This window comes from Streptomyces sp. PT12, assembly GCF_003311645.1.
In the GTDB taxonomy this organism is placed as follows: Bacteria; Actinomycetota; Actinomycetes; order Streptomycetales; family Streptomycetaceae; genus Streptomyces.
Genome location: NZ_QEST01000142.1, coordinates 59,847 through 85,994, shown reverse-complemented (window position 1 = coordinate 85,994; position 26,148 = coordinate 59,847). Strand labels below are relative to the sequence as shown.

Here is a 26,148-nt window from a genome sequence, read left to right as displayed (position 1 = left end):
TCAGTAGTGGTCTCGCTCATCAGGCGTCTCCTTGATCATCAGATCCGCCGTCTATTGGACACTCCCCACCCCGGCCGGGAAGAAGGTCTTCGACAAGCAGCTGCCCAACAGCGAACCGAAGCTGCGGGCCGTCTTCGACAAGCTGACCGCCAAGTTCGGCACCGTCCTGGTGATCGTGGACCAGCCCGCCTCGATCGGAGCCCTCCCGCTGACCGTCGCCCGCGACGCGGGCTGCGAGGTCGCCTACCTGCCTGGACTCGCGATGCGCCGGATCGCCGACCTCTACCCGGGCGAAGCGAAGACCGACGCCAAGGACGCGGCCGTGATCGCAGACGCGGCCCGCACGATGCCGCACACCCTGCGCTCGCTTCAGCTCACCGACGAGATCACCGCCGAGCTGACCGTCCTGACCGGCTTCGACCAGGACCTCGCGGCTGAGGCCACCCGCACGTCCAACCGGATACGCGGCCTGCTCACCCAGTTCCACCCCTCGCTGGAGCGTGTCCTGGGCCCGCGCCTCGACCACCAGGCCGTCACCTGGCTCCTGGAGCGTCACGGCTCCCCGGCGGCTCTGCGCAAAGCCGGCCGCCGCAGACTCGTCGAACTGATCCGGCCCAAGGCCCCGCGCATGGCCCAGCGGCTGATCGACGACGTCTTCGACGCACTCGACGAACAGACCGTCGTCGTTCCCGGGACCGGCACCCTCGACATCCTCGTGCCCTCCCTGGCCGCCTCGCTCGCCGCCGTCCACACCCAGCGCCGGATGGAGGGAGTGTCCAATAGACGGCGGATCTGATGATCAAGGAGACGCCTGATGAGCGAGACCACTACTGAGCACGAGGTCGAGGAGCCGGTCGTCGAGTCGTCCGCTGGGGCGGTGTCGGAGGAGGACGTCGAGGGCCTGGTCGACTGGATGCTGACCTCCGGGCGTATCCGGGGCGGGAAGCCGGGCACGGGCCTGGGGATCCGTTCGGTGCGGCTGACACTCGGCCGCCTCCGCGCGGCGCTGAACATGGCCGTGCGGCGCCGGCTGGTGGCGCGCAACGTGGCCCAGTACGTGACGATCCCGCGCCACGCGAGGGAGGCCGCGGCGGCGGCGAAGGCCAAGCGGGTGCCGTGGACCGAGCAGGAGGTCGTGCCGTTCCTGCGGTACATCGCGGCCGACCGGCTGCACGCCCCCATGCTGCTGTTGCTCCTGGGGCTGCGGCCGGCCGAGGTCTGCGGCATGCGCTGGACGGACGTCGACCTGGACGCCGGGACCATCACGGTGGCGGTCACCCGCACTAGCGTGGAGCGCACCGTGGTGGAGAAGGCCCCGAAGTCCGAGGCGGGCCGGCGGACCCTCCCGCTCCCGCGGGTGGTGCTCGCGGCGCTGCGGGATCTGCGCCGCGTGCAGAGCCGGGAGCGCCTGGCGGCGGGGGAGGCGTACGCGGCATCGGGCCGGGTGGTGGTGGACGAGCTGGGCGGGGCGGTGAAGACCGACTGGCTCCGGCGTCGCTGCTACGCGCTGATGGAAGGGGCGGGGGTGCGGCGGGTGCGGCCCTACGACGCGCGGCACGCCTGCCTGACCTGGCTGGCGGCCTCCGGCGTGCCGGACGTCGTGGTCTCGGCCTGGGCCGGGCACGCGGACCTGTCGTTCACCAAGCGGGTCTATGTCCACCCGAGCGTGGAGCACCTGCGCCCGGCGGCCGAGCGGATGGACGAGGTCCTGCGTCGGCGGTGAGAGGCACGGGGGAGCGCGGACCCATTGTGAGAGATTGTGAGAGGCCGGGCCCGTGGGCATGGGAAGGGCCCTGCCTCACTTGCGTGAGACAGGGCCCTGACCTGCGACGGAACCTGATGTTCCTGTCGGGACGGCGGGATTTGAACCCACGACCCCTTGACCCCCAGTCAAGTGCGCTACCAAACTGCGCCACGTCCCGGTGCCCGGCTGATCAGGGGCTTTGGCCCCCGTTCCGTGCACGTGAACCATACCGCATTCGGGGGTGTGCTCGCTCAACGGCGGGGGGTCGGGGGAAGGTGCTCGCCGACCAGGGCGCGGTGCCACCACGCGCCGGTCTCGCGGCGCTCGCGCCACGTCGTGAAGCGGTAGCGGTACAGGCGGGCGCGGATGTGGGTGGGCGGTCGGTCGGGGAAGGGGTTCACGCGCAGCAGGCGGAGGGTGGCGCGGTCGCCCGCGAGCAGGCGTTGGACCAGGGCGCGCAGCCAGGGCTGGGGGCGGTGCGGCGCCAGCGCGGCGAACCACATCATCCAGTCGAGGCGCAGATGGAACGGCGCGAACGGCCGGGGCAGCCGCGCGAGGTCCCCCGGCTTGCCGCGGAACGCGTACTCCCGCCACCGCGCGCCCTCGCCGGGGTCGGCGGCGTCGGTGCCCTCGAGCACGATCTCCATCCGCTGGCGGGTGACGCTGCCGAAGGCGCCGTAGGTGTTGACCAGGTGCACGCTGTTGTAGGAGCGGTTCATCTGCTGGCGCGGGGAGAGGAGGTTCCGCACGGGCCGGTAGCTGAGCATGGCCACGAGCGCCGCGGCCACCACCACCGTGATCGTGAACCACGAGGGCGGGTCGGGCTGGTCGGCGGGCGGGGCGGGCAGCGGGAGGTGGCGGGCGGCCAGGGCGCCGTCCACGGCGGCGACGGCGAGGATCATGGTCAGCCAGTTGAGCCACGCGAAGTTCCCCGAGGCGACGAGCCACAGCTGCGTGATCATCACCACGGCCGCCGCCCAGGTCGCCACGGGCTGCGGCGCGAAGAGGGCGAACGGGACGATCAGCTGGGCGATGTGGTTCGCCGCCGCCTCCACCCGGTGCAGCGGGCGCGGCAGGTGGTGGAAGTACCAGCTCAGCGGCCCGGGCATCGGCTGCGTCTCGTGGTGGTGGTAGAGACACGTCAGCTTCCGCCAGCACGGGTCACCGCGCCACTTGATCAGGCCCGCGCCCAACTCGACGCGGAAGACCAGCCAGATCATCAGATAGAGGCCGAGGGTCGGCGGCGCGATCGCGTCGTTGCCGAGGAAGATCGCCAGGAAGCCCGCCTCCAGCAGCAGTGACTCCCAGCCGAAGCCGTACCAGGTCTGGCCGATGTTGACGATGGACAGATAGAGCGCCCACAGCGCCGCCCACAGCGCCATCGACACCGGCAGTGGAACGGCGTCTGCCGCGCCGCACGCCACCGCGGCGGCGAGCGTGGCGCCGAGCGCCGCGACAGCGGTGAACAGCCGGTCCGAGTAACGCCATTGGAAGAGGCTGGGCGCGTGGCGGAACGGAACGGCGCGCACGAACGCCGGTGCGGGCGTGAGGCCGCGCTCCCCGGCCAGCACCCGGAACTCCCGCAGGGCCGCGAGAAAGGCCACCAGGTAGACGACCGCGAGGCCGCGTTGCAGCACCAGGCGGCTCAGCCAAGCGTCGGGGGCGGCGATCCAGTCCATGGTTCCCATGCCTACCACCGCGGGGCCGCGGGGCGAGGCAACGCCCGTTGACCTGGCGCGCGGCGCGACGTAGCTTCTCGGCGGAAAACCCTTGCCGGGCTGCCGAGGGTCGCCCCTGAACCGTGAGGAGAGGCCCCGTGCCCCTGACCGACATGCCGCTGCGCGCCCTGCGGGAGTACGACTCGGGCGTGGCCGCGCCCGAGGACTTCGACGCGTTCTGGGCCGGGACGCTCGGCGCCGCGCGCGCCGCGGGCGCCGAACCCGCCGCCTACCGCCCCGTGACGGACAGCGGTCTCGCGACCGTCGAGGTCTTCGACGTGCGGTTCCCCGGCTGGGGCGGCCAGCCCGTCGCCGCCTGGCTGCTGCTGCCGCGCGGCGTCGAACGCCCGCTGCCCGCCGTGGTGACCTACCAGGGGTACAGCGGAGGGCGCGGCCTGCCCACCGAGAACCTGCTGTGGAGCGCGGCCGGTTACGCGCATCTCGTGGTGGACAGCAGGGGCCAGGGCCATGACACCCCCGACCCCGACCCGGTGCCGACCCCGCAGTGGGTGCGCGGCTTTATGACCCGCGGGATCGACGACCCGCGCGATCACTACTACCGCCGCCTCATCACCGACTGTGTGCGGGCCGTGGACGCGATACGCGAGCACCCCGCGGTCGATCCGGAGCGGGTGGTCGTCACGGGGGGCAGCCAGGGCGGCGGCCTGTCGCTCGCCGTGGCCGGGCTCGCGGGGGACGCGGTGGCCGCGGTGGCGGCCGACGTGCCGTTCCTGTGCGACTTCAGGCGGGGCGCGGACACGGCGGGGGAGGGGCCCTACCTCGAGCTCGTGCAGTACCTGGGGGGCCACAAGAGGGTGGATCCGGCGGGGGTGTTCGCCACCCTGAACTACTTCGACGGGCAGCACTTCGCCGCTAGGGCGACGGCCCCCGCGCATGTGAGCGTGGCGCTCATGGACCCCGTGTGCCCGCCCTCCACGGTGTTCGCCGCGTACAACCGCTACGCGGGCGAAAAGACCCTGACCATCTGGGAGTTCGGCGACCACGCCGGAGGCAGGGGGACCCAGCCGGTGAGGCACCTCCGGTGGCTGGCCGCACGCGGCCTGGCCACATAGGCGCTGGCCTGGCGGCACGAGGCGTTCGCCTGCGCGCCACCCGGGAGGTCTGGACAGCGGGCATGGCCTGTGATGTTTAATTGCGTCTAGTTCGCAATAACGTCTTATATTCATCAGGGATGTGTGCCATGACGGTCCGGATGCCCAGGACGGGGATCGCCACGGCGGCGGTGGCCACACTGCTGGCCGCCGCCTGCTCCGCGCCCGGCGAGGGCGGCGGGGGAGACGGCGGCGGTGGCGAGGGCGACTCCCTCGTCATCGGGATCGCCAACGAGCCCGACACCTTGAGCCCGCTGCTCGGCTACGGCAAGGACGGCAACTCCAAGATCTTCGACGGGCTGCTCAGGCACGACGAGGACATGGAGCTCAAGCCCGCGCTCGCCACCGCGCTGCCCGAAGTCAGCGACGACGGCCTCACCTACACGTTCGCCCTCCGCGACGACGTGGAGTTCAGCGACGGGAGCCCGTTCACCGCGCGCGATGTCGTCTTCACCTACGAGACCATCCTCGACGACGGCACCAACAACGCCGCCAAGGGCGACCTCGACGCCGTCGAGAGCGTCACCGCCGAGGGTGACCACACCGTCGTGTTCACCCTCGCCCACCCCTACGCCCCGTTCGCCGACCGCACCGTCCTGCCGATCGCGTCGGCCGAGGCAGCGGGCGGCCAGGACGTCAACACGGGCCCGTACAACACCGAGCCCATCGGCACGGGCCCCTATGTCGTCACCGGCTGGACCCGCGGCGAGCGCATCACCCTGGAGGCCAACCCCGGCTACTGGGGCGGCGAGCCCGAGGTCGGGCGGCTGACCATGGCCGTCATCCCCGACGACGACGTGCGCGCCACCCGGCTGCGCTCGGGCGACCTGGACGCGGCCGTCCTGCCGCCCAACCTGGCCGCCACGTTCGACGGCGAGGACGGCCTGGTCACCCTTGAAGCCGAGAGTGCCGACTTCCGCGCCGTCACCCTGCCGTCCGACCACCCCGTCACGGGCGACCGCGACATCCGCCGCGCCCTCGACCTCGCCGTCGACCGCGAGCTGATGGTCGAGTCGATCCTCCAGGGCGCGGGACACGTCGCCCATGGCCCGATCCCCACGGTCAGCCCGTGGTTCGCCGAGGGCACCGAACGCGCCCACGACCCCGAGGGCGCGGCCGAGTTGCTCGACGCGGCTGGCTGGGCGCCGGGCGACGACGGCGTCAGGGCCAAGGACGGCCAGCGCGCCTCGTTCACCCTGTGGTATCCGGCGGGCGACCGGCTCAGGCAGGAGCACGCCCTGGCCTACGCGGGCGACGCCGAGCAGATCGGCATCGACATCACCGTCGAGTCGGGGCCCTGGGAGGTCATCGACGAGCGCATGGCCGAGGACGCCGTCCTGTCGGGCGGCGGCGACCCCGGCGACCCCGACTTCGACCTCTACACCCTGCTGCACTCCTCCCTCGCGGGCGACGGCTACAACAACATGGGCCGCTACCGGAACCCGGCCGTGGACGAGGAGCTGGAGAACGGCAGGCGCAGCGCCGACCCGGCCGAGCGCGAGGCCGCGTACGACGCCGTGCAGCGGGAGCTGGCCGACGACCCCGGCTACACGTTCCTCACCCATATCGATCACGTCTATGTGATGGCCGACCGCTGGGACGGCGTCAGCACCCAGATCGAGCCACATGACCACGGCCTCGGCCACGGCCCCTGGTGGAACGTCGAGGACTGGCGAGTTCGGCCGTGACCACGGCCACCGAGGCGGGGCTCCGCCAGGAGCGCGCCCGCCGCGCCGCCCGGCTGCCGTGGGCCGCCATGGCCAGGCTGGCCGGGCGGCGGCTGCTGGCCGCGGTGCCGGTGCTCGTGCTGGTCACCCTCGGGATGTTCGCGGTGGCCGCGGCCTCGCCGTTCGACCCGGTGCGCCGGTACATCGGCGACGGCGGCGCGGGGACCTCCCAGGAGACGCTCGACGCGCTGCGGCGCAACCTCAGCGCCGACGGCACCTTTGTCGAGCAGTGGTGGGCGTGGCTGCGCTCGGCCGCCGCGGGCGACCTCGGCCAGTCCCTCGCCCTGCGCCAGCCGGTCGGCCAGGTCATCGGCGAACGCGTGGGCTGGAGCCTGCTGTTGTGCTCGGTCGCCTTCGTGGTGGCCGTGCTGCTCGGCACGTCGCTCGGGGTGCTCGCCGCGCGCCGGGCGGGCGGCGCGTTCGACCGCGTCGTCACCGCGCTCAGCTACACGCTCCAGGCCGCGCCGCCGTTCTGGCTCGCGCTCCTGGCGATCTGGCTGTTCGCGCTGCGGCTCGACGTGCTGCCCGCGGGCGGGCTCACCGACAGCGGCGCCGGATCCGCCGTCACCGCGGGCTCCCTGGTCCGCCACCTCACCCTGCCCGCCGCCGTGCTCGCCGTATCGCAGCTGCCGTGGTTCGTGCTCTACACGCGCCAAGGCGTGCTCGACGCGCTCGGCGAGGACCCCGTGCGCGGCGCGCGCGCCCGCGGCCTGAGCGAGCGCACCGTGCTCATCGGCCACGCGCTGCGCTCGGGGCTGCTGCCGGTCCTCACCCTGATCGGCACCCGCATCCCTGAGCTGATCACCGGGGCCCTGCTGGTCGAGACCGTCTTCAGCTGGCCCGGCATCGCGTCGGCGACCGTCCGCGCCGCGACCGCGACCGACTTCCCGCTCCTGGCCGCGCTGACCGTGCTCTCCGCGCTCGCGGTCCTCGCGGGCAACCTCATCGCCGACCTCCTCTACGGCCTCGCCGACCCCCGGGTCGACCACGACGAGATGTGAACGCGGAACGCCCATGAACCAGCCCGCCGCCCGCCGCCCCGCCGCCCCTCCCACAGCCCCTCCCACCGACCGGGCGGCCGAGCCCTGGCACGCCCCGCGCCCGGTCCGCCGCTCCACGCGCGCCGCGCGCGTGGCGTTCTCCGCGGCGCTCGTCGCCATCGCCGCGCTCGCCGTGCTCATGGTCCCGCCGCTCTTCCCGCTCGACCAGCAGGCCGTCGACCTGACGGCCAAGCTCGAACCCCCCTCGGGCGCCCACCCGTTCGGCACCGACGAGGTCGGCCGCGACGTGCTGCTGCGCAGCGTCTACGGCCTGCGCGTGTCCCTCCTCGTCGGCCTGGTCGCGGCGCTGGTCGCCAGCGGCATCGGCCTGCTGGTCGGCTGCGCGGCTGGCGCGGTGGGCGGCCGGTTCGACCGCCTCGTCATGCGGCTCGTCGACACGTTCACCGCCGTGCCGCACCTGCTGATGGGGATCTTCATCGTCGCGATGTTCCGGCCCGGCGTGTGGCCGGTGGTCGCCTCCGTCGGGCTGACCCACTGGGTGTCCACCGCGCGCATCGTCCGCGCCGAGGTGCTGTCGCTGCGCGCGCGGCCCTTCGTCGACGCGGCGATATCCGGCGGCGCCTCCCGCCTGCGCGTCGCGGTGCGCCACCTGGTCCCCGCCGTGCTGCCGCAGGCCGGTCTCGCCGCCGTGCTCATGGTGCCGCACGCCATCTGGCACGAGTCGGCGCTTTCGTTCCTCGGCCTCGGCATCCCGGCCCACGAGGCCAGCCTGGGCACGATGATCAACGGCGCCCGCGGCTCCCTGGTGACCGGCGAGTGGTGGCCCACGCTCTTCCCCGGCCTGTTCATCGTCGTCCCCACCCTCGCCATCGCCGGACTCGCCGGAGCCTGGCGCGAACGCATCAATCCCCGCCGCCGATCGGAGCTGGTCCTGTGAGCCGGACGCCCGGCCAGAAGCCGGAGAACCCGACGCGGGGCCGACCCCTGCTGTCCGTACGGGAGTTGTCCGTGCGGTTCCTCATGCCCAGCGGGCGCCCCGTCGCCGCCGTCACCGATGTCTCCTTCGACCTGCGCCCCGGCGAGTGCCTGGCCCTGGTGGGCGAGAGCGGCTGCGGCAAGTCCGTCCTCGCCTCCGCGCTGCTCGGCCTGCTGCCGGGCAACGCCCGCACCAGGGGCGCCGCGCTCATCGACACGGGGGAGGGCCTGCTCGACCTGCTGACCGCGGGGGAGGCCACGCTGGCGCGCGCCGTCCGCGGGCGCCGCGCCGGGCTCATTCCGCAGAGCCCCGCCGCCCACCTCACCCCGGTGCGCACCGTCCGCTCCCACCTGGAGGAGACCGTGCGCGCCCTGCGCGGCACCCCGCGCAGGGAGCTGCGCGCCGCCGCCGAGTCCGCCGCCGCGCGGGCCGCGTTCCCCGCCGACCACCTCGACCGCCACCCGCACCAGCTCTCCGGTGGCCTCGCCCAGCGCGCCGCCACCGCGCTCGCGCTGGTCGCCGACGCGCCCCTGCTGATCGCCGACGAGCCCACCACCGGGCTCGACCGCGACCTGGTGGACCGCACGGTCGGCGAGCTGCGCCGCCACGCCGACGAGGGCCGCGGCCTGCTGGTCATCACCCACGACCTGGCCGCCGCCGAGCGCGTCGCCGACCGGGTAGCCGTGATGTACGCGGGCCGCGTCGTCGAACTCACCACCGCCGACGCCTTCTTCGGCCGCCCAGGGCCCCGCCACCCCTACGCCGCTGGCCTGCTCGACGCCCTCCCCGAACGCGCCTTCACCCCCATCCCCGGGCTGCCGCCCGAGCTCGACGCCCTGCCCGAAGGATGCGCGTTCGCCCCCCGCTGCGACCGCGCGACCGAGCGGTGCGCCACCCTGCCCGCCCTCGCCGACGGCGTCGCCTGCCACCACGCGCGGGAGGCCGCCGATGCTTGAGCTCGACCGCGTCACCGCGGGCTACGACCGCCGCACCCCCGTCGTCACCGGCCTCTCTCTCGCCGTGGGCGACGGCGAGGCCGTCGGGCTGCTCGGCCCCAGCGGCTGTGGCAAGTCCACCCTCGCCCGGGTGGCGGCCCTGCTGCACCGCCCCTGGGCGGGCACCGTGCGCCTGGCGGGCGAGCCCGTCACCGGCTTCCGCTTCCGCGCGCCCCGCGCCGAACGGACGCGGGTGGGCGTGGTGTTCCAGCAGCCGAGGCTCGCCGCCGACCCCCGGCTCACGCTGCGCGACCTGATCGCCGAGCCCGCCAGCGCCACAGGGCGAGGCGCCGAGCTCGCCGACCGCGCCGCCCGGCTGGCCGACGACGTCGGCCTCACCCCCGCGCTGCTCGGCCGCCGCCCCCACGAGGTGAGCGACGGGCAGCTGCAACGAGCCTGCCTGGCACGGGCGTTGATGCTGCGCCCCGGCCTGCTGATCTGCGACGAGATGACCGCGATGCTGGACGCGTCGACCACCGCCGCGCTGGTCGCCGTCGTCGAGGAGTACCGCCGCGAGCACGGCGCCGCCCTGCTCGCCGTCGGCCACGACCGGGTCCTGCTGCGGCGCTGGTGCGACCGGGTGCTGGACTTCCCCACCGGGCGGTGACCCGCGCCGCGCGGCTGGCTACGGTGACCCGCATGGCCATCCGCGTGCTCCTCGTCGATGACGACCCCCTGGTCCGCTCCGGGCTGCGGCTCATGCTCGCCGCCGCGCCCGACCTGGAGATCGTCGGCGAGGGCGCGGACGGTGCCGAGGTGCACGCGCTGGTGGAACGCCACACCCCCGACGTGGTGCTGATGGACATCCGCATGCCGGGCACGGACGGCCTGGCCGCCACCGAGCGGCTGCGCGCCATGGCCGACCCGCCCGAGGTGCTGGTGCTGACGACGTTCAACGCCGACGAGCACGTGCTGCGGGCGCTGCGGGCCGGGGCCGCGGGGTTCGTCCTCAAGGACACCCCGCCCGGCGAGATCGTCGCGGCCGTGCGTCGCGTCGCCGAGGGCGACCCCGTCCTGTCGCCCGCCGTCACCCAGCGGCTGATCGCGCACGTCACCGGAGCTGGCCTCGACGCCCACCGTGCCAGGCGGCGCCTCGCGGCGCTCGGCGAGCGGGAGCGCGAGGTCGCCGTCGCGATCGGCCAGGGCAAGTCCAACGCCGAGATCGCCGCCGCGCTCCACATGAGCGTTCCGACCGTCAAGACGCATGTCTCGCGGATCCTGGCCAAGCTCAACCTCAACAACCGCGTCCAGATCGCCCTGCTGGCCCACGACGCGCGGCTGACCGAAGGCGACTCCTGAAGGCGACTCCTGAAGGCGACTCCTGAGTGGTCCCGAGCGGGCGGGGCGCCCTGCGGGCCCCGGACGCCCCTTCGCGAGCGAGCGGTAGGACGCCAGATGGCGCCGCGCGGCCTCCTCCCACGTGTGCCGGGCGGCCAGCTCCCGGCCCGCGGCGCGGCGTTCCGGGTCGTCGCCGCCCAGGGCCAGGATGTCGCCGCCCGGGCCGACCACCTTGGCCTGGCCGAGGAAGCGCATCCCGCCCATCGCGCCGGTCTGGTTGGAGGACGCGAGCACGACCTGGTTCTCCGCGGCGCGCGCCCTCGCCTCTGGCCTCCTTGACGAGGCGTTCGACGGTGGCGAAGCCCTCCTCGATATCGCGGCCGAACCCGGCCGACGCGGCGGCCATCCGCAGGGTGCTCATGCTGTTCCGCCTGCCAGGGCCCATTGCCGATCCACGTCATCCGGAGCAAGGCCGCGTTACGAACTCCTCACCGCGCCTGCCCTCGCGCGCCGCCTCGCCGCCCGCCTCGCCGCCTCGCCCCCCGCCCCGCCCTCCGCCTCGGCGCCCCGCCCCCGCGCCCCGGGAATCCTCGGCGGTCCCCGGCGTTGCACCTGACATGGACGACACCACGGCACGGCTCGCCTCGGTGCGCTGGTCGGTCCTCGACCGCGCCCTCACCCGCCGCGGACAGCACCCGGCCGACGCGCTGCGCGGCACCGTCCGCTTCGCGCGGCAGGTCGAGGACCTTGGCTACCACCGCTTCTGGGTGGCCGAGCACCATGGCGTGCCCGGCGTCGCGGGCTCGGCGCCCACCGTGCTCGCCGCCGCCGTGGCCGCGGCCACCGACCGCATCAGGGTCGGCACGGGCGGCGTCATGCTGCCCAACCACAGGCCGCTGGTCGTCGCCGAGCAGTTCGGGGTGCTGGCCTCGCTCTTCCCCGGGCGCGTCGACATGGGCCTCGGCCGCTCGGTGGGCTTCACGGGCCCGGTGCGCGACGCGCTGGGCGTCGACAAGGGCGCGGCGGAGCGCTTCGGCGAGCAACTGACCGAGCTGCTCGGCTACTTCGAAGGCCGCGCCCCGATCGACGCGCCCCCCGCCACCGGGCTGGACGTGCCCGCCTATGTGCTCGCGGTGGGATCGGGCGCGGACATCGCCGCCGCCCATGGGCTGCCGCTCGTCATGGCCCATCTGAGCGACGAGGACCGCATGCTCACGGCGATCGACCGCTACCGTTCCGCCTTCCGGCCGTCCGCGCGGGCCGAGCGGCCGGAGGTGATCCTCGCGGTCAACGCCGCCGTCGCCGACACGGCCGAACGCGCCAGGCTGCTCCAGATCCCCGAGGCATGGGCGACCGCGTGGTCCCGCACCCGCGGCGTCTTCCCGCCCCTCGACCCGCCCGACGAGATCCTGGCCCGCGCGATGACCGAGCGCGAGCGCCGGCACTTCGACGAGGCCCGCGCCGGTCAGCTGCACGGCGACGAGGAGGCGATGGCCGAAGCGCTGGCCCGGCTGATCGACCGCACCGGCGCCCAGGAGCTGCTGCTGACCCTCAGCTCCCACGACGACGCCGCCCGCCTCGACTCCACCCGGCGGCTGGCCCGCCTCGCGGGGCTCGCGGCGCCCGTCGGCTGAGCCACGGACGCCGCCCACCGCCCCGCCCTCGCCCCAGCGGCCGCTCAGAGCGGCACGATGCCCCGCGCGATGCCGAGCTCCACCAGGTCCTGGGGCCGCAGCCGCAACTGCTCCGCCGTCTCCCGCACCGCGTCGGGGCCGCGCTTGAGGATGGCGACCGCGAGCTCGGGGGCGACCACCGAGTAGTAGCTGTCCGGCGTCACCCAGGTGTTCCCCGGCGAGGTCAGAGCCACCGCGCCGCCCGAGCCGCCCTCCCCGACCAGCAGCGTGGTCACCGGGATCCGGCAGCCCGCCACCGCGGTGATGGCCTCGGCGATGGCCGCCCCCACGCCGTCCCGCTCCGCCTCGGCGCCGTTGGCCGCGCCCGGGGTGTCCACCAGCGTCAGCACCGGGATCGAGAGGCGGTCCGCGAGCAGCACCAGGCGCGTCGCCGCCCTGAACCCCGCGGGCGACGTCGCCGTCCCGCCCTGCGCCACATAGGCGACGCTCTTCCCGTCCCGCTGCCCGAACCCGCACGCGATGCCGGGGTCGAGACTGGCCAGGGGGGCGCGCAGCGTGAAGTGCGCCCGCACATACGCCTCGGCGCGCGGCCGTTCCGCCTCGCGCGCCCGCTGGACGGCCTGCCAGCCCGACTCGGGCAGCGGCACCGCCCGCAGCGCCCTCGGCGGCGCGACGGGCCCGGTGGCGGGCCGCGTCAGCAGCGCGAGCCAGCGCGCCACCGCCCGCCCCACCTCGTCAGCGGACACGATCTCGTCCACCTGACCCACCGCAAGCTGGCCCTCGGCCGTATAGGCCGCGGGATCCGCGTCCCGCGGCCTGATCCTGGACCCGGCGAAGCCGACCTGCGCCCCCGGCAGCGCCACCCGCACATCCGCGCCCGCCCCGAGCGTCGCCCAGCCGCCGCCGGTGACGGGCCCGGCAAGCACCGCGAGATGCGGCAGCCCGGCGGCCCGCAGCCGCACCATCTGCCGGGCGATGCGCTGGAGTTGGGTCAGCGCGTACATGCCCTCCTGCATCCGGCTGCCGCCGCTCGCGATGAGCGACACCACGGGCAGCGACAGATCACGGGCGGTGATGAACGCGTTCTCGATGCGCTCGCCCGTCTCCTCACCGATCGAGCCCCCGAGGAAGCCGAACTCGAACGCGATCAGCACCGCCTCAGTCCCGCCCGACTCCCCGATCCCGCAGACCACCGCTTCGGTCTCGCCGGTTCGCTTCCTGGCCCGCGCCCTGGCGTCGTCGTACCCCGGCCAGCCGAGCGGGCCACCGGGGGTCGAGGCGGCCCGGCCGGGCAGCTCGGTGAACACGGGGGCGACGGCGGCGATCAGCTCCCGCGCCGTGGCGCCCTCCCCCGGCACGCCGTTCACGTCAGCTCCCGCTTGAGGACCTTGCCCATGTCGTTGCGCGGCAGGGCGGCGAGGAAGCGCACCTCGCGCGGCCGCTTGTGGGTGGCCAGCTGCCCCGCCACATGGTCGGTCAGCTCCTGAGGGCTTGGGCTGCTCCCCGCGTCGCGCGGCACGATCCACGCGATGATCCGCTCGCCCAGGTCGGGGTCGGGCGCGGCCGTCACGGCGGCCTCGGCGACCCCGGGGTGGGTCAGCAGGACGTTCTCGATCTCCCCGGCGCCGATCTTGTAGCCGCCGCTCTTGATGATGTCCGTCGACTTGCGGCCTACGATCCGGTAGTTCCCCGCGGGGTCGCGCGTCGCCATGTCCCCCGTGCGGAACCAGCCGCCGTCGAACGCCTCGGCCGTGGCGTCGGGGCGGTTCAGGTACTCGGTGAACAGGTTCGGCCCGCGCACCTGGATCTCGCCCACCGTCTCGCCGTCGCCCCCGGCCAGCGCCGCGCCCGCGTCGTCGACGAGGCGCACCTCGACGCCAGGGAGCGGCACCCCGACCGTGCCGGTGGCGGGCGGGCCGTCGGCGCGCACGCTGGTGTTCATCAACGTCTCGGTCATGCCGTAACGCTCGATCACCCGCCGCCCCGTGAACGCCAGGATCCGCTCGTGGTCGGGCAGCGGCAGCGGCGCGGAGCCCGACACCAGCAGCCGCGCCCCGGCGAGCGCCGCCGTCAGCCGCTCGTCGGAGCCCCCCGCCTCGGCCAGCCTGTGGTACATCGTCGGCACCCCGAACAGCATCGTGCCGTCGCCCACCAGCGCCTCTGTCACGCCTTCGGGAGAGAAACGGCCCAGGTGGTGGACCGTTCCGCCGCGGCGCAGCGGCCCCAGCACGCCGAGCACCAGGCCGTGCACATGGAACAGCGGCAGCCCGTGGACCACCACGTCGGCCTCGGTCCACTCCCACGCGTCGGCGAGCGCGTCCAGGGTGGTGGCGAGCGCCCGGCGCGAGAGGACCACGCCCTTGGGCGGGCCCGTGGTGCCCGACGTATAGACGATCAGCGCGGCGCTCTCGGGGGCGATGCCGTCGCCCGCGTCCCCCGCGTCGGCCGCCGCGCCGGGGTCGGCGGCCGCGTCGACGTCCAGCCTGGGCAGGGCGGCGAGCGGGTCGGGCAGCGCCGCGCTGACCGGGGCGAGCACCAGGGTCGGCGCGCTGTCGCCGACGATGTGCGCAAGCTCCCGCGCCCCGATCTTGGGGTTGACGGGCACCAGGGCCACCCCGGCGAGCAGCGCGGCGACGGCGGCCACGGCCGTCTCGCCCGTGGGCGTGGCCCACACGGCGACGCGGCGGTGACCGCCGAGCCGCTGGGCGAGGTCACCGGCCGTGCGGCGCAGTGCGTCATAGCTGAGTATCTGGTCGCCGAAGCGCAGCGCGGGCTTGGCCGAAGCGCTTGCCAGGGCCGGAAACAGAGGGCTCATTCGCATCATGCTAGAGGCTGCGCCCCACGGGGCGGCGGCTCATTCGGCGGCCCCGGCCCGTGGGAAGAACGCCTGGTACGCCTCGATCCCATCGCCCAGGCCGTGGGCGAACGGGTCGTCGAAGTACCAGACCAGGAACAGCAGGAACGCGATCAGCGCGCTGAACAGGCCAGCGAGCACCATCTCACGGCCCGAGCGCTGGATCTGGAGCGCGAAGATCATCCCGACGGAGACCACGCCACCGACGATCAGCCCGAGCCAGACGACCGGCGGCATGGTCGGCTCGGCGCTGTCCCCGCGCCCCACCCTGGCCTCGTCCACCGCGGCGACCTGGTCGATCATGCCCTGGAACGCCTGCACTTCGCGCACGGTCTCCGGCTCGCGCGCCAGCACGGTGTCCCGCAGCTGCCCGAGCAGCGAGTCGCCGCGCTCGGTCAGGTCGTCGTGGTCGAGCATGTGGTCCCACTCCGTGCCCACGGTGTGGTCGACATAGGTGGCGAGGCTGGCGCGGATGTCGTCCCGCGCGTCCTCGGGGAAGACCTCGGCGAGGACGTCCACCTCGTGGAGCGCCTGGGCCTCCTGCCGCACCCAGTCGTCCGCGGCGCCCTGGGCCTCCCAGCCCCCGGCGATCGCCAGGCCGAGCACGATCGCGTACACCACGCCGATCATCATCGTCATGTACTCGATGACATCGGGCGTCTCCGAGGGGTCGTCCTCGTGGCCGACGCGGCGCTGGCGCACCACCGCGACCAGGATGACCAGGGCGCAGGTCGCCACGACGGCGATGAGCAGCACGAGCCATTCGGACAACGTGACCTCCTAGCCGGCGCCGGAACGGGGGCCGGGACGGGAACGGGGACGGAGCACGGCGGCGGCGAGCACCGCGGGGGCGACGACCAGCAGGGTGCGGCTGACGAGAGAGCCACCGCGGTCCGGCGGGTCGCCGTCCACGGCGCTCGGCACCGCCGCGGGCAGCGGCGAGGGCGTCGCCTCCGGTGTGGGGGAGGGCGACGGCTCCCGCGGTGGCTCGGGTGTGGGGGTGGGGTCAGGCTCCGGCGCCCGAGGCGGTGGGGCGGGCGCCGGAGCCGGGGCGGGAGGCGGCTCCTCGTGGTCGGGCGTCGGCGAAGGCCGCGGCGCGGGAGGCTGGCTCGGCTCCTGTGGCGGTGAGGGGACCGGCGGCGGGCTCGGCACGGGAGGCGGAGTCGGCACCGGGGGAGGGGTGGGCTCGGGCGGCGTGGGAACGGGGGGCGTGGGAGTGGGCGGCGTGGGAGTGGGGGGTGACGGGGGGCAGTGCCACCACCAGCAAGGGTGCGGCGGATGCGGCGGTGGCCAGGGCCAGTCGGGGATGCCGTGCGCGGGCGCCCCCCGGGCCGAGCCCCCCGCGACCAGGGTCAGCAGGAGCGTGGCACAGGCGGCACCGGCCGCCACCCGGCGTGCGCGCTGCGTCGTCTTCACGGGGCGATATTTGCGCTCGCGTCACGCCCGACATGAGGACTCGAACCGTAATTCGCCGGATCTGATGAAAAACAGTCCGGAGAGGATTGAGAGGCGTCGGGAGTGACGTGTTCTCAGCGCCCCGCCACCCGTCGGCCGCTCGTTCGGCGGTGGCCCCGTCGGCGACGGCGTTCCGGGGCGGGTCAGCCCGTGTGAAGGGGCCCGTTCTCAGACGGCGTTGACCAGCCGCAGATAGCGCTCCCAGTCCCACAGCGACCCCGGGTCGGTGTGCGTGGCGCGCGGGACCTCGCTGTGGCCGATGACGCCGGTGCGGTCCTTGCGGATGCCATAGGCGTCGCAGAGATACGCGGTCAGCGCCGCGGAACGCTCGTACATCGCGTCGGTGAACCACTCGGGCTCGTCCACCCAGCCCTCGTGCTCGATGCCGATGGAACGGGTGTTGTGGTCCCAGTTGCCCGCGTGCCACCCGATGTCGGAGTCGCGCAGGCACTGGGCGACGCGGCCGTCGGCGGCGACGACGTAGTGGGCCGACACCTCACGGGCGCGGTCGGCGAAGATGCCGATGGTGTCGCGGTAGGTCTCCTGTGCGACATGGATGACCACACGGTCGATGGTGTGGCTCGAAGGGCGCCGCGCCCACGTGTAGTTGGAGGGGTGCGCCGGGGCCCACTCGGCGCCGGGGAAGCCGTCGCGGAACGGCGCGCCCGCGCCGTCCCCCGGGGTCGGCAGCACCCCGGCGGCCGAGGCCGTCATGGTGGCTCCGGTGACGAGCACGGCGCCACCGCCGCGCAGCAGGGCGCGGCGGGCGGGCCCGGATGGCGGGTGAGGGGAGGCCATGCCCTCATGCTGACGCCCCTTCGGCCGCGTTGCCAAGTCCGGTCGGCGACCAACGCGCCCCCGCGGCACCGCCCTTGACCAGCTCGCCGGGGCGGTCGAGCGCCGTGCGCACCGCGGACATGGCGGCGCCGAGCAGGGGGCCGTCAGGGCCGAGGGGCGAGGCGGTCACCGGCACCGGGGAGTCGCGGCCGCCCGCCGCCACGGAGGTGCGGCGGGCCAGCTCTCGGGAGACGGGGGGCAGCAGCCAGGGCGCGAGCCTGGCCAGCGCGCCACCGATGACCACCTGCCGGGGGTCGAGCAGGTTGACGGCGCCCGAGAGCGCGATGCCCAGCGCGGTGCCCGCCTGCCGCACGGCCCGCAGTGCCGTCGGCTCGCCCGCCTCGCAGCGCGCGGTGAGGGCGCCCATGCGCACCCCGGGGCCCGGCTCGAGCCCGGCCGCGCGCAGCACGGCCTCGGCGCCCGCGTAGGTCTCAAGGCAGCCCTGGCCCCCGCACGAGCACGGGCGGCCCCTGGGGTGCACCGGCAGGTGGCCGAGCTCGCCCGCGAAGCCATGGGCGCCGCGCAGGAGTTCGCCGTCGACGACGAGGGCGGCGCCGATGCCGATCTCGGCCGAGACGTGCACGAAGCTGTCGGCACCGGCGGCACCGGCGGCACCGGCGGCACCGGCGGCACCGTCCGCACCGGCGGCACCGTCCGCACCGGCGGCGCCCGGGAGCCGGTCGCGCTCCGACGCGCCGTGGTGCGCGGACCACAGCTCGGCGAGCGCGCCCAGGTTGGCCTCGTTCTCCACCGCGAGCGGGCCGAGGTCGGCGGGGAGCAGCCGCGCGAGGTCGACGCCGTGCCAGCCGAGGTTCGGCGCGCGCAGCACGGTCGCGGTGTTCCGCGCGACCAGCCCGGGAACGGCCACGGTCAGGCCCGCGGGCGCAAGCCCCGCCTCGGCGGCCTCCGCGGTCGCCCGCCGCAGCATCTCGCCGACCTGGGGGAGGACTTCGGCCGGGTCGCTGCCCTGGCCCCGGCTGACGCGCTCGAGCCGCACGCGGACGTCGCCGCGCAGGTCCATGACGCAGACCGCGAGGTGGTCGACACCGATTTCCGCGCCGAGGCCGCAGGGCCCGCGGTCGGCGAGCAGCAGCTGGGTGCCGGGGCGGCCCACGGACCCCGAGCGCCCGGGGCCGCGCTCCACCAGCAGCCCGCCGCGCAGCAGCTCGTCGACGAGCGTGGAGACCGCGGCCCTGGTCAGCCCGATCCTGGCGGCCACGGCGGCGCGGGAGAGCGGCCCCTCGGCTGCCAGGGTGTGCAGCACGCGGGAGAGGTTCCGCTGGCGCATCTGCGCCTGGGACGCGGGGGCGGGCGCGACCATGGCGCGCCTCAGCGCTGCCGCAGCAGCGCGTCGGCGTCGTGCAGCGTGGCGTCGAGGCGGGCGAGCGCGTCGTCGTCCCGTTCGACCGCGCCGTGGCTCGAGCCCGCGGTGGTCTCCCAGTCCCGGGCGACCGCGGCCGGGTCGCGGCCGATGAGCAGGCCCGCGGCCTGGGCCGCGGCGCCAAGGGCGACCAGCTCGTCGGCGACCGGCACCTTCACCGGGCGGCCCGAGAGGCGGCGCACGGTCTCGCGCCACGCGGTGCCCCGGGCGCCGCCGCCGATCAGCAGGATCGGCTCCGAGGTGTCCGCGGTGTCGTCGAGCACCAGGTCGAGGGCGCGCAGCAGGGCGAACACCGCGCCGTCGTAGGCGGCTTGGAGCAGCTGCCCGCGGGTGGTCCCGTGCCGCAGCCCGTGCACGAGGCCCGACGCGTACGGCAGGTCGGGCGTCCGCTCGCCGTCGAGGAACGGCAGCACCACGGCGGAGCCGCCCGGCTCGACGGCCTCGCGGTCAAGGCCGAGGAGCGCGGCGAAACGGTCCACGGCCTGCGTGCAGTTCAGGGTGCAGGCCAGCGGCAGCCAGTCGTCTCGCGCGTCGGCGAAGCCCGCGACGATGCCGCTCGCGTCGGTGGCCCGGCGTTCGGAGACGGTGTAGACGGTGCCCGAAGTGCCCAGGCTGAGCACCGGGCGGCCAGGGCCGAGGCCGAGCCCGAGGGCGCCCGCCATGTTGTCGCCCGTGCCCCCCGCGACCAGGATCCCCTCGGGCAGCGGCAGTCCCGAGGCGACCGTCCCCGCGGCCTCGCCCGAGGCCACCACGCGGGGCAACAGGGCGGGGTCGAGGCCGACATGGGACAGGATCGCCTCGTCGTAGCTCTCGGTGTCGGACGACCACCAGCCGCTTCCCGAGGCGTCGCCCCGGTCGGTCGTGCCACCGGTCACGCCCTGCCCGGTGAGCCGCCCGGTCAGGTAGTCGTGCGGGAGGCGGACGGCACGGGTGGCGGCGGCCGCCTCGGGCTCGTTCTCCCGCAGCCAGGCCCACTTGGTCACCGTGAACGACGGCGCGGGGACGCTGCCGGTCCGCTCCGCCCACACCCCGGGCCCGCCCAGCTCCTCGATCAGCCGGTCGCGCTGCGGCGCCGAGCGGGTGTCGTTCCACAGCAGGGCGTTGCGCACCGGGCGGCCTTCGGCGCCGAGGGCGACCAGGCCGTGCTGCTGGCCCGCGACCGAGATGGCGGCGGCCTGCCGCGCGACCGGGCCGCACTGTTCGACGGCCTCGACGAGCGCCGACCACCACTGCTCGGGGTCGCTGTCGTGCTCGGCGGTCACCACGTGCGGGGCCTGCCCGCGCGCCACCACGGCGCCGGTCGCGGTGTCCACGACCAGGACCTTGGTGGACTGCGTGGAGCTGTCCACGCCGATGACGAGGGGTCCTTCCGGTGCGGCCATGGGCGCGGTCCTCTCTGCGGGTGGTGCGCGGCGGTCGGGGGACTTCCCCAGGGGGCTCGTGCATACTAATTTGTCAACGGCCATGACGAAATACTGGGAGCCGAGGAGCAGCCATGTCATTCCAGCCCACTCCCGCGGACAAGTTCACCTTCGGTCTGTGGACCGTCGGCTGGCAGGGCCGCGACCCGTTCGGTGACGCCACCCGCCCCGCCCTCGACCCGGTGGAGTCGGTCACCCGTCTCTCGGAGCTCGGCGCCCACGGCGTCACCTTCCACGACGACGACCTGATCCCGTTCGGCGCGTCGGAGAGCGAGCGCGACGGCCACATCAAGCGCTTCAGGCAGGCCCTTGACGCCACCGGCATGGTCGTCCCCATGGCCACAACCAACCTCTTCAACCACCCGGTCTTCAAGGACGGCGCCTTCACGGCCAACGACCGCGACGTCCGCAGGTACGCCATCCGCAAGACCATGCGGAACATCGACCTGGCCGCCGAGCTCGGCGCGCAGACCTATGTGGCCTGGGGCGGCCGCGAGGGCGCCGAGTCGGGGGGCGCCAAGGACGTGCGCGCCGCCCTCGACCGGTTCAAGGAGGCGTTCGACCTGCTGGCCGACTACGTCACCAGCCAGGGCTACGCGCTGCGCTTCGCCCTGGAGCCCAAGCCGAACGAGCCGCGCGGCGACATCCTGCTGCCCACCGTCGGGCATGCCCTCGCCTTCATCGAACGCCTGGAGCGCCCCGAGCTGTTCGGCGTCAACCCCGAGGTCGGCCACGAGCAGATGGCCGGGCTCAACTTCCCGCACGGCATCGCCCAGGCGCTGTGGGCGGGGAAGCTGTTCCACATCGACCTCAACGGGCAGAACGGCATCAAGTACGACCAGGACCTGCGCTTCGGCGCCGGTGACCTGCGCTCGGCGTTCTGGCTGGTCGACCTGCTGGAGACGGCCGGGTACGAGGGCCCGCGGCACTTCGACTTCAAGCCGCCGCGCACCGAGGACGTCGACGGCGTGTGGGCCTCAGCCGCCGGCTGCATGCGGAACTATCTGATCCTCAAGGAGCGCGCCGCCGCCTTCCGCGCCGACCCTGCCGTCCAGGAGGCGCTGCGCGCCTCGCGCCTGGACGAGCTGGCCAAGCCGACCCTGGAGCCGGGCGAGACCGCGGCGGCGCTGCTCGCGGACCGCTCGGCGTTCGAGGACTTCGACCCGGACGCCGCGGGTCGGCGCGGCATGGCGTTCGAGGCCCTGGACCAGCTGGCGATGGACCACCTCCTGGGCGTCCGCCCATGAGCCGGTGACCGGCGTCGGGTTCGGCGGATCACGGGCATGAGCTCGCCCGGTCAAGGGCCTGGCCGTGCGCCCCCGGTCGCCTCGCGCGGCCGGGGGCGCACGACGTGTCAGGAGGCGCGGGGGCGGCGGCGGGCCGTCATCAGCGCCAGGCCCGCCACGATGAGGGCCACCCCGGCCCACGCGAGGCCGCCGAGCCGCTCGCCGACCACCACGACCCCGAGCGCCGCGGCCACCACCGGCTCGAACAGCGACAGCGTGGTCGCGGTACTCGCCGACACCCGGGCGAGGCCCGCGCCGAACAGCACATACGCCAGCCACATCGGCACCACCGCCAGATAGACGACGACGGCCACGCCGCGCGGCTCGCCCACCAGCGGCCCGCCCGTCGCCGCCATCAGCGGCAGCAGCACCGTCGCGGCCAGCCCGAACAGCACGCCCATCGACGCCCGCGACGAGTGGCCGCGCCTGATGATGCGGGCCCCGGCGTAGGCGTAGCCCGCGTAGGCGGCTCCGGTCAGCAGCCCGAGCGCCACGCCGGCGGCCATCCGGTCGCCGCCCCCGTCGACCGGTCCGCCCGCGACCAGCGCGAGGCAGCCCGCGCCGGCGCAGGCCGTCGCCCCGAGCCAGCGGCCCGTCAACCGGGCGCCGTCAAAGGTGCGTTCGAGCAGCGCGGCCACCACGGGCGCGCTGCCGATGGAGACCACCGTGCCCACCGCGACCCCCGCCCAGGCCATCGAGGTGTAGAAGGCCAGCGGGTAGACGACGACGCACAGCGCGCCGAGCAGCGCGCAGCGCAGCGCCTCGGCACCGCCCCGCAGCACGGCCAGCGCCGAGCGCCCCGCCGTGGCGAGGGTGAGAAGCCCGCCGACGCCCATGGTGGCGGCGCCTATCGACAGCGCGGAGGCCGCCTCGGGCGCGAGGTGCGCGGCCGTGCCCGTGGTGCCCCACAGCGTGGCGGCGGCCAGCACCAGGGGCGCCCCTCCCGCCGGGGAGAGGGCGGTCGACGGCAGGGGTGAGGACAGGGAAGAAGAAGACATACGGGAGGTCCTGCTCCGTTGAGTTCCGAGGGAAGGGGCTCAGCGGGAGGGCGCGCCCGAGTGGGGCCCCGGCTCACCGCGTGGCGGGAGCGGGCCCGTGGCCATCAGGTCGTGAACGACCGGCGAAGCGCGAACGTCGCGCCGCGCGCCCTCAGCGGGCGACCGGCGGCGGAGTGACGGTATGCCAGTAGGACGGTCCCATGAACGGCAGGATAGTCCACGTGAGCGATCAGTCCACCGGGGAGCACCACGAGCGCAGCAGCCGCGCCAGCTCGGCGGGCCGCTCCTCGTGCAGAAAGTGCCCCGCGCCCTCCCACAGGACGACGCGGGAACGCGTGTGCGCGGGCAGCGAGCGTTCCCAGGCGGCCGCGGCGGGGGAGGAGTGCACGGCGAGCGCCGGGCAGCGCCGCCGCCGCAGATACCGCTCGGCCGCCGCCCGCAGCCCGAACGCCCCCCGCGCCAGATACATCCCCTCCCGGTAGCGGGCCAGCACCCCGGGGTCCATCGCCGCCAGCAGGTCCTCGTGCCTGCGGCGCACCGCGGGCGGCGTGGCCTCGGCGAACTTGCCGGCCAGCGCCCGCACCGCCCACGCCGTGCCCTCCCGCAGCAGCGCCTCCTGCTCCGCCGCGGCCCTGGCCGCCGCGTCGGGGCCGTCGCCGCCGTACCCCGTGGCCAGCGTCACCACCGAGTGCACGAGGCGCGGGTGCTCCACGGCGAGCGCGCCCGCCACCTGCCCGCCCATCGAGTGGCCGACCGCGATCACCGGGCCCGTGCCCTTCTCCCGCAGCCACGCGGCGAGATCGGCCGCCACCTCGCGGGGCGCGCAGCGATCGGGCCGGTCGGGTGTGCCGCCGTGCCCTGGCAGGTCGGGCACGAGCAGCCGGTGGTGCGGGCTCAGCAGCGGCAGCAGGGCGGCCCAGTCCTCGCCGTCGCAGCCCCAGCCGTGCAGCAGCAGCAAGGGCGCCCCACCGCCAGGGGGCGTGCCGGTGTCCACCGCGGCGGGCCGGAAAACGCCGGGCACGGTCATGCTGTGGCTCCTCACGCCGACGGCCTCGGGGTCCGCGATCGGCTCGCCCCGCGGCGATTCTGTCCGGTGCCTCACCCGTGGCCGTGGCCGACTGAGGCGAGCGCGCCCTCGAGGGCGAACGTCGCGGCGCCGAGGCTCACGGGGTTGACCCGGATCGGGCTGAGCACGATCTCGGTGCTTTCCAGCGGGCGGCTCAGCGCGTGCCGGGCCACCGCCGCGCGCGCCTCGTCGAGCAGCGGGGCGCCGAGCGCCCTGGCCACCCAGCCGGTCAGGATGATCACTTCGGGGTCCAGGAGATTGACCAGATCGGCGAGCGCCGCGCCCAGGTAGCCGCCGGTCTCCGCGAACACCCGCGCCGCCACCGGGTCGCCATCGCCGTGCGCGCGGGCCAGCAGGTCCACGGTGGCCGTCTGGTCCTCCCCGCTCAGCAGGGGACTCCCGGCGCCGATCTCGCGCAGCGTCCGCATGATGCCGGGGGCGCCCACATAGCTCTCGACGCAGCCGTGCCGCCCGCAGTGGCAGGGCCGCCCGTCGAGCACCAGCTGGGTGTGGCCCCACTCGCCCGCGCTGTTGGAGGCGCCCCGGTGCAGCGCGCCGCCTAGCGCGAGCCCGGCGCCCACGCCCGTCCCGAGGTTGACCACCACGGCGTCCTCGTGCCCGCTGGCCGCGCCGAACCACAGCTCGGCGACCAGGCAGGCCCGCATGGGGTTGTCCAGATAGAGCGGCGATGGCACCTCGCCGGAGAGGAGGTCGAGCAACGGGACGTCGTGCCAGTCCCAGTTCGCGGCGTAGACCGAGACGCCGCCCTCCCGGTCCACCATCCCCGGCATGCTGATGCCCGCGCCGAGCAGCGGCGCCCCGGTCGACGCCCTCGCGGTGGCCGCGCGCACGGCGCCGCCGATGCGGCGGACCAGCGCGGCGGGCGCGTGATCGTGAGGCGACAGCTCCTCGTGGGCGCAGGCCAGGGTGCGCAGCGTGAGATCCACGACCTCGACATGGACATAGGTCTCGGCGACGTCCACGCCGATCAACGCGCCCCCTTCGGGGTTCACCGCGAGGAGCCCGCGGGGGCGCCCGCCGCCCGAGTCCTCGAACCCGGCGTCCACGAGCATCCGTTGGTCGAGCAGCTCGCCGACCAGGGTCGCCACCGTCGCCGGGCTCAGCCCCGTCGCCCTCGCGAGGCGGGGCCTCGACGCGGGGGACTCGGCGATGGCCTGGCGCAGCACGCGATAGCGATTCGCCGTGCGGATGTCCCGTGAGGTCGCCCGCACGTCACTCGCCGCCGTCGTCCTTGCCCTTCCTGCGGAACCAGCGGCGCTTGCGCTGCCGCGCCGACCGCTCCGCGCGCCGTCCGCCGCCATGTATCCAGCCCGCGGGCGGGTCGTCCGAGCGCCAGGGCTGCGGGGCCGGACCCCCGTCCTTCCAGCGCTCCCTCAGCATGCGGGTCCGCGCGGTGGGCTCCCGCACCTCGGCGTCCCGCACGAAGCTCTCGTCCAGCACGACGTCGTCCCACTCGTCGCGCTCGGGGCCGTCCTGCCCCTTCGGCTCGGTCCCCACGGGCCTGCCCCCTCCGTCCTCCGTCGGTGCGCACACTCCGTCTCAAGGTGAACGCCGCGGGGGGCGCGGTGGTTCCGCGTCCCCCGCGGCCGAATCCGGGAGCGGAGGGAGACTACGAGGATGTCTCCGAGGCGTTCGACGCGGCCTCCTCCTTCTCCTTCTCCCGCTCCTTGCGGCTGGCCCGCAGGCTGGTGATCGTCGTCACCAGGAGCACGAGGCAGATCACGCTGAGCGAGACCGACGTGCTGATCTCGGGCACGTGCACCCCCGACTCGTGCAGCGCGTGCAGCACCAGCTTCACGCCGATGAAGCCCAGGATGATCGACAGCCCGTAGGAGAGGTGCACCAGCTTCTTCAGCAGCCCGCCGATCAGGAAGTAGAGCTGCCGCAGGCCCATCAGCGCGAAGGCGTTGGCGGTGAAGACGATGTAGGGGTCCTCGGTCAGGCCGTAGATCGCGGGGATCGAGTCGAGCGCGAAGAGGATGTCCGTGCTGCCGATGGCCAGCATCACGATCAGCATGGGGGTGATCAGCCGGCGGCCGTTCTCCTTGATCACCATCTTGGTGCCGTGGTACCGGTCGGTGGTCGGGAAGCGCCTCTCGACCATCTTCAGGAAGCGGTTCTCCTCGTACTCGTCCTCCTCGTCGGACTGCGCCTCCTTGATCAACTTCCAGGCGGTCCAGATGAGGAACGCGCCAAAGATGTAGAACACCCAGGAGAACGACGCGATCAGCGCGGCGCCCGCCGCGATGAACAGGCCACGCAGCACGAGCGCGATCAGCACGCCCACGAACAGCACCCGCGACTGGTACTTCGCGGGAACGGCGAACTTGGTCATGATCAGCACGAACACGAAGAGGTTGTCCACACTGAGGGACTTCTCCGTGACATAACCGGCGAAGAACTCACCGCTGGGCGTGCCGCCTTCGAAGATCAACAGGCCGATGCCGAACAGCACGGCCAGGGCGATCCAGATGGCGGACCATGTACCGGCCTCCTTGAGCGACACTTCGTGGGGCTTGCGCCCGAAGAAGAAGTCGACGGCGATCAGCGCGCAGAGCACCGCCACCGTGAGTAGCCACATGGTCAAGGAGACGTCCACTGTTCCTCCGGTCATCCGACGTGTGTCACGGGAACTGCCTTGGCA

At 74.5% G+C, this 26,148-nt stretch carries 22 protein-coding genes, 1 tRNA gene and 1 pseudogene; 11 read left to right on the top strand and 13 right to left on the bottom strand.

Annotated features, from left to right (window positions below; translation table 11 throughout):
• Positions 1 to 67 precede the first annotated feature (67 nt).
• Together DEH69_RS16680 and DEH69_RS16675 are read left to right on the top strand one after the other, a co-directional pair.
• Positions 68 to 763, top strand: a pseudogene (locus DEH69_RS16680) (IS110 family transposase); the annotation flags it as partial.
• A gap of 51 nt (positions 764 to 814) precedes the next feature.
• The gene (locus tag DEH69_RS16675) at positions 815 to 1,723 is read left to right on the top strand and encodes a site-specific integrase (protein ID WP_113687774.1); all 909 of its coding nucleotides are present in this window, start codon (positions 815 to 817) and stop codon (positions 1,721 to 1,723) included.
• A gap of 125 nt (positions 1,724 to 1,848) precedes the next feature.
• Here DEH69_RS16675 and DEH69_RS16670 read toward each other — a convergent pair.
• Together DEH69_RS16670 and DEH69_RS16665 are read right to left on the bottom strand one after the other, a co-directional pair.
• A tRNA-Pro gene (locus DEH69_RS16670) sits at positions 1,849 to 1,922 on the bottom strand.
• Between the two features lie 73 nt (positions 1,923 to 1,995).
• Positions 1,996 to 3,423: a lipase maturation factor family protein gene (locus tag DEH69_RS16665; protein ID WP_113687784.1), complete on the bottom strand. Its 1,428-nt coding sequence runs from the start codon at positions 3,421 to 3,423 to the stop codon at positions 1,996 to 1,998.
• 137 nt (positions 3,424 to 3,560) lie between these two features.
• On the opposite strand from DEH69_RS16665, the gene DEH69_RS16660 reads away from it, so the two are divergent.
• The 8 genes from DEH69_RS16660 (at position 3,561) to DEH69_RS16615 (ending at position 12,185) form a co-directional block, all read left to right on the top strand.
• The gene (locus DEH69_RS16660) at positions 3,561 to 4,535 is read left to right on the top strand and encodes an alpha/beta fold hydrolase (protein ID WP_113687773.1); all 975 of its coding nucleotides are present in this window, start codon (positions 3,561 to 3,563) and stop codon (positions 4,533 to 4,535) included.
• A 128-nt stretch (positions 4,536 to 4,663) separates the two neighbouring features.
• Positions 4,664 to 6,262, top strand: coding sequence for an ABC transporter substrate-binding protein (locus tag DEH69_RS16655; protein WP_113687772.1), 1,599 nt, complete (start codon positions 4,664 to 4,666; stop codon positions 6,260 to 6,262).
• 68 nt (positions 6,263 to 6,330) lie between these two features.
• Entirely contained in the window at positions 6,331 to 7,302 is a 972-nt protein-coding gene (locus DEH69_RS16650; RefSeq protein WP_113687783.1) for an ABC transporter permease, read from the top strand.
• A 13-nt stretch (positions 7,303 to 7,315) separates the two neighbouring features.
• A complete protein-coding gene (locus DEH69_RS16645) occupies positions 7,316 to 8,239 on the top strand; it encodes an ABC transporter permease (RefSeq protein ID WP_113687771.1) in 924 nt (307 codons plus the stop codon).
• Positions 8,240 to 8,322: 83 nt separating this feature from the next.
• Entirely contained in the window at positions 8,323 to 9,234 is a 912-nt protein-coding gene (locus DEH69_RS16640; RefSeq protein ID WP_113687782.1) for an ABC transporter ATP-binding protein, read from the top strand.
• Positions 9,227 to 9,880, top strand: a complete 654-nt coding sequence (locus tag DEH69_RS16635; protein ID WP_113687770.1) for an ABC transporter ATP-binding protein — start codon at positions 9,227 to 9,229, stop codon at positions 9,878 to 9,880. The genes DEH69_RS16640 and DEH69_RS16635 overlap by 8 nt, the downstream gene beginning before the upstream one ends.
• Before the next feature lie 32 nt (positions 9,881 to 9,912).
• Positions 9,913 to 10,572, top strand: a complete 660-nt coding sequence (locus tag DEH69_RS16630) for a response regulator transcription factor (RefSeq protein WP_113687781.1) — start codon at positions 9,913 to 9,915, stop codon at positions 10,570 to 10,572.
• A gap of 596 nt (positions 10,573 to 11,168) precedes the next feature.
• Positions 11,169 to 12,185 carry an MsnO8 family LLM class oxidoreductase gene (locus tag DEH69_RS16615; RefSeq protein ID WP_113687769.1) on the top strand — a complete coding sequence of 339 codons (1,017 nt, stop codon included), beginning with the start codon at positions 11,169 to 11,171 and terminating at the stop codon, positions 12,183 to 12,185.
• A 44-nt stretch (positions 12,186 to 12,229) separates the two neighbouring features.
• Here the strand turns inward: DEH69_RS16615 and DEH69_RS16610 are convergent, their stop codons facing one another.
• The 6 genes from DEH69_RS16610 to xylB form a co-directional block, all read right to left on the bottom strand.
• Entirely contained in the window at positions 12,230 to 13,552 is a 1,323-nt protein-coding gene (locus DEH69_RS16610; RefSeq protein ID WP_258534718.1) for a carboxyl transferase domain-containing protein, read from the bottom strand.
• The gene (locus DEH69_RS16605) at positions 13,549 to 15,000 is read right to left on the bottom strand and encodes an acyl-CoA synthetase (protein WP_113687768.1); all 1,452 of its coding nucleotides are present in this window, start codon (positions 14,998 to 15,000) and stop codon (positions 13,549 to 13,551) included. Before DEH69_RS16605 ends, DEH69_RS16610 begins: the two co-directional genes overlap by 4 nt.
• 39 nt (positions 15,001 to 15,039) lie before the next feature.
• Entirely contained in the window at positions 15,040 to 15,810 is a 771-nt protein-coding gene (locus tag DEH69_RS16600; protein WP_113687767.1) for a DUF4239 domain-containing protein, read from the bottom strand.
• Positions 15,811 to 16,662: 852 nt separating this feature from the next.
• Entirely contained in the window at positions 16,663 to 17,292 is a 630-nt protein-coding gene (locus DEH69_RS16590) for an N-acetylmuramoyl-L-alanine amidase (protein WP_258534717.1), read from the bottom strand.
• Between the two features lie 4 nt (positions 17,293 to 17,296).
• Positions 17,297 to 18,652, bottom strand: coding sequence for an ROK family transcriptional regulator (locus DEH69_RS16585; protein WP_181727460.1), 1,356 nt, complete (start codon positions 18,650 to 18,652; stop codon positions 17,297 to 17,299).
• Positions 18,653 to 18,660: 8 nt separating this feature from the next.
• On the bottom strand, positions 18,661 to 20,094 hold the full coding sequence (xylB, locus tag DEH69_RS16580; protein WP_113687766.1) for a xylulokinase: 1,434 nt from the start codon (positions 20,092 to 20,094) through the stop codon (positions 18,661 to 18,663).
• A gap of 113 nt (positions 20,095 to 20,207) precedes the next feature.
• On the opposite strand from xylB, the gene xylA reads away from it, so the two are divergent.
• Entirely contained in the window at positions 20,208 to 21,380 is a 1,173-nt protein-coding gene (xylA, locus tag DEH69_RS16575; RefSeq protein WP_113687765.1) for a xylose isomerase, read from the top strand.
• 107 nt (positions 21,381 to 21,487) lie between these two features.
• Here xylA and DEH69_RS16570 read toward each other — a convergent pair whose 3' ends face one another.
• From DEH69_RS16570 to DEH69_RS16550, 5 genes are all read right to left on the bottom strand, one after another.
• Complete coding sequence (locus tag DEH69_RS16570) at positions 21,488 to 22,417, bottom strand: DMT family transporter (protein WP_113687764.1); 930 nt, start codon at positions 22,415 to 22,417, stop codon at positions 21,488 to 21,490.
• Between the two features lie 229 nt (positions 22,418 to 22,646).
• Positions 22,647 to 23,444, bottom strand: coding sequence for an alpha/beta fold hydrolase (locus DEH69_RS16565; protein WP_113687763.1), 798 nt, complete (start codon positions 23,442 to 23,444; stop codon positions 22,647 to 22,649).
• A gap of 71 nt (positions 23,445 to 23,515) precedes the next feature.
• On the bottom strand, positions 23,516 to 24,715 hold the full coding sequence (locus DEH69_RS16560; RefSeq protein WP_113687762.1) for an ROK family protein: 1,200 nt from the start codon (positions 24,713 to 24,715) through the stop codon (positions 23,516 to 23,518).
• Between the two features lies 1 nt (position 24,716).
• The gene (locus DEH69_RS16555; RefSeq protein ID WP_113687761.1) at positions 24,717 to 25,001 is read right to left on the bottom strand and encodes a hypothetical protein; all 285 of its coding nucleotides are present in this window, start codon (positions 24,999 to 25,001) and stop codon (positions 24,717 to 24,719) included.
• A 112-nt stretch (positions 25,002 to 25,113) separates the two neighbouring features.
• Entirely contained in the window at positions 25,114 to 26,103 is a 990-nt protein-coding gene (locus tag DEH69_RS16550) for a TerC family protein (RefSeq protein ID WP_113687760.1), read from the bottom strand.
• Positions 26,104 to 26,148: the final 45 nt, after the last annotated feature.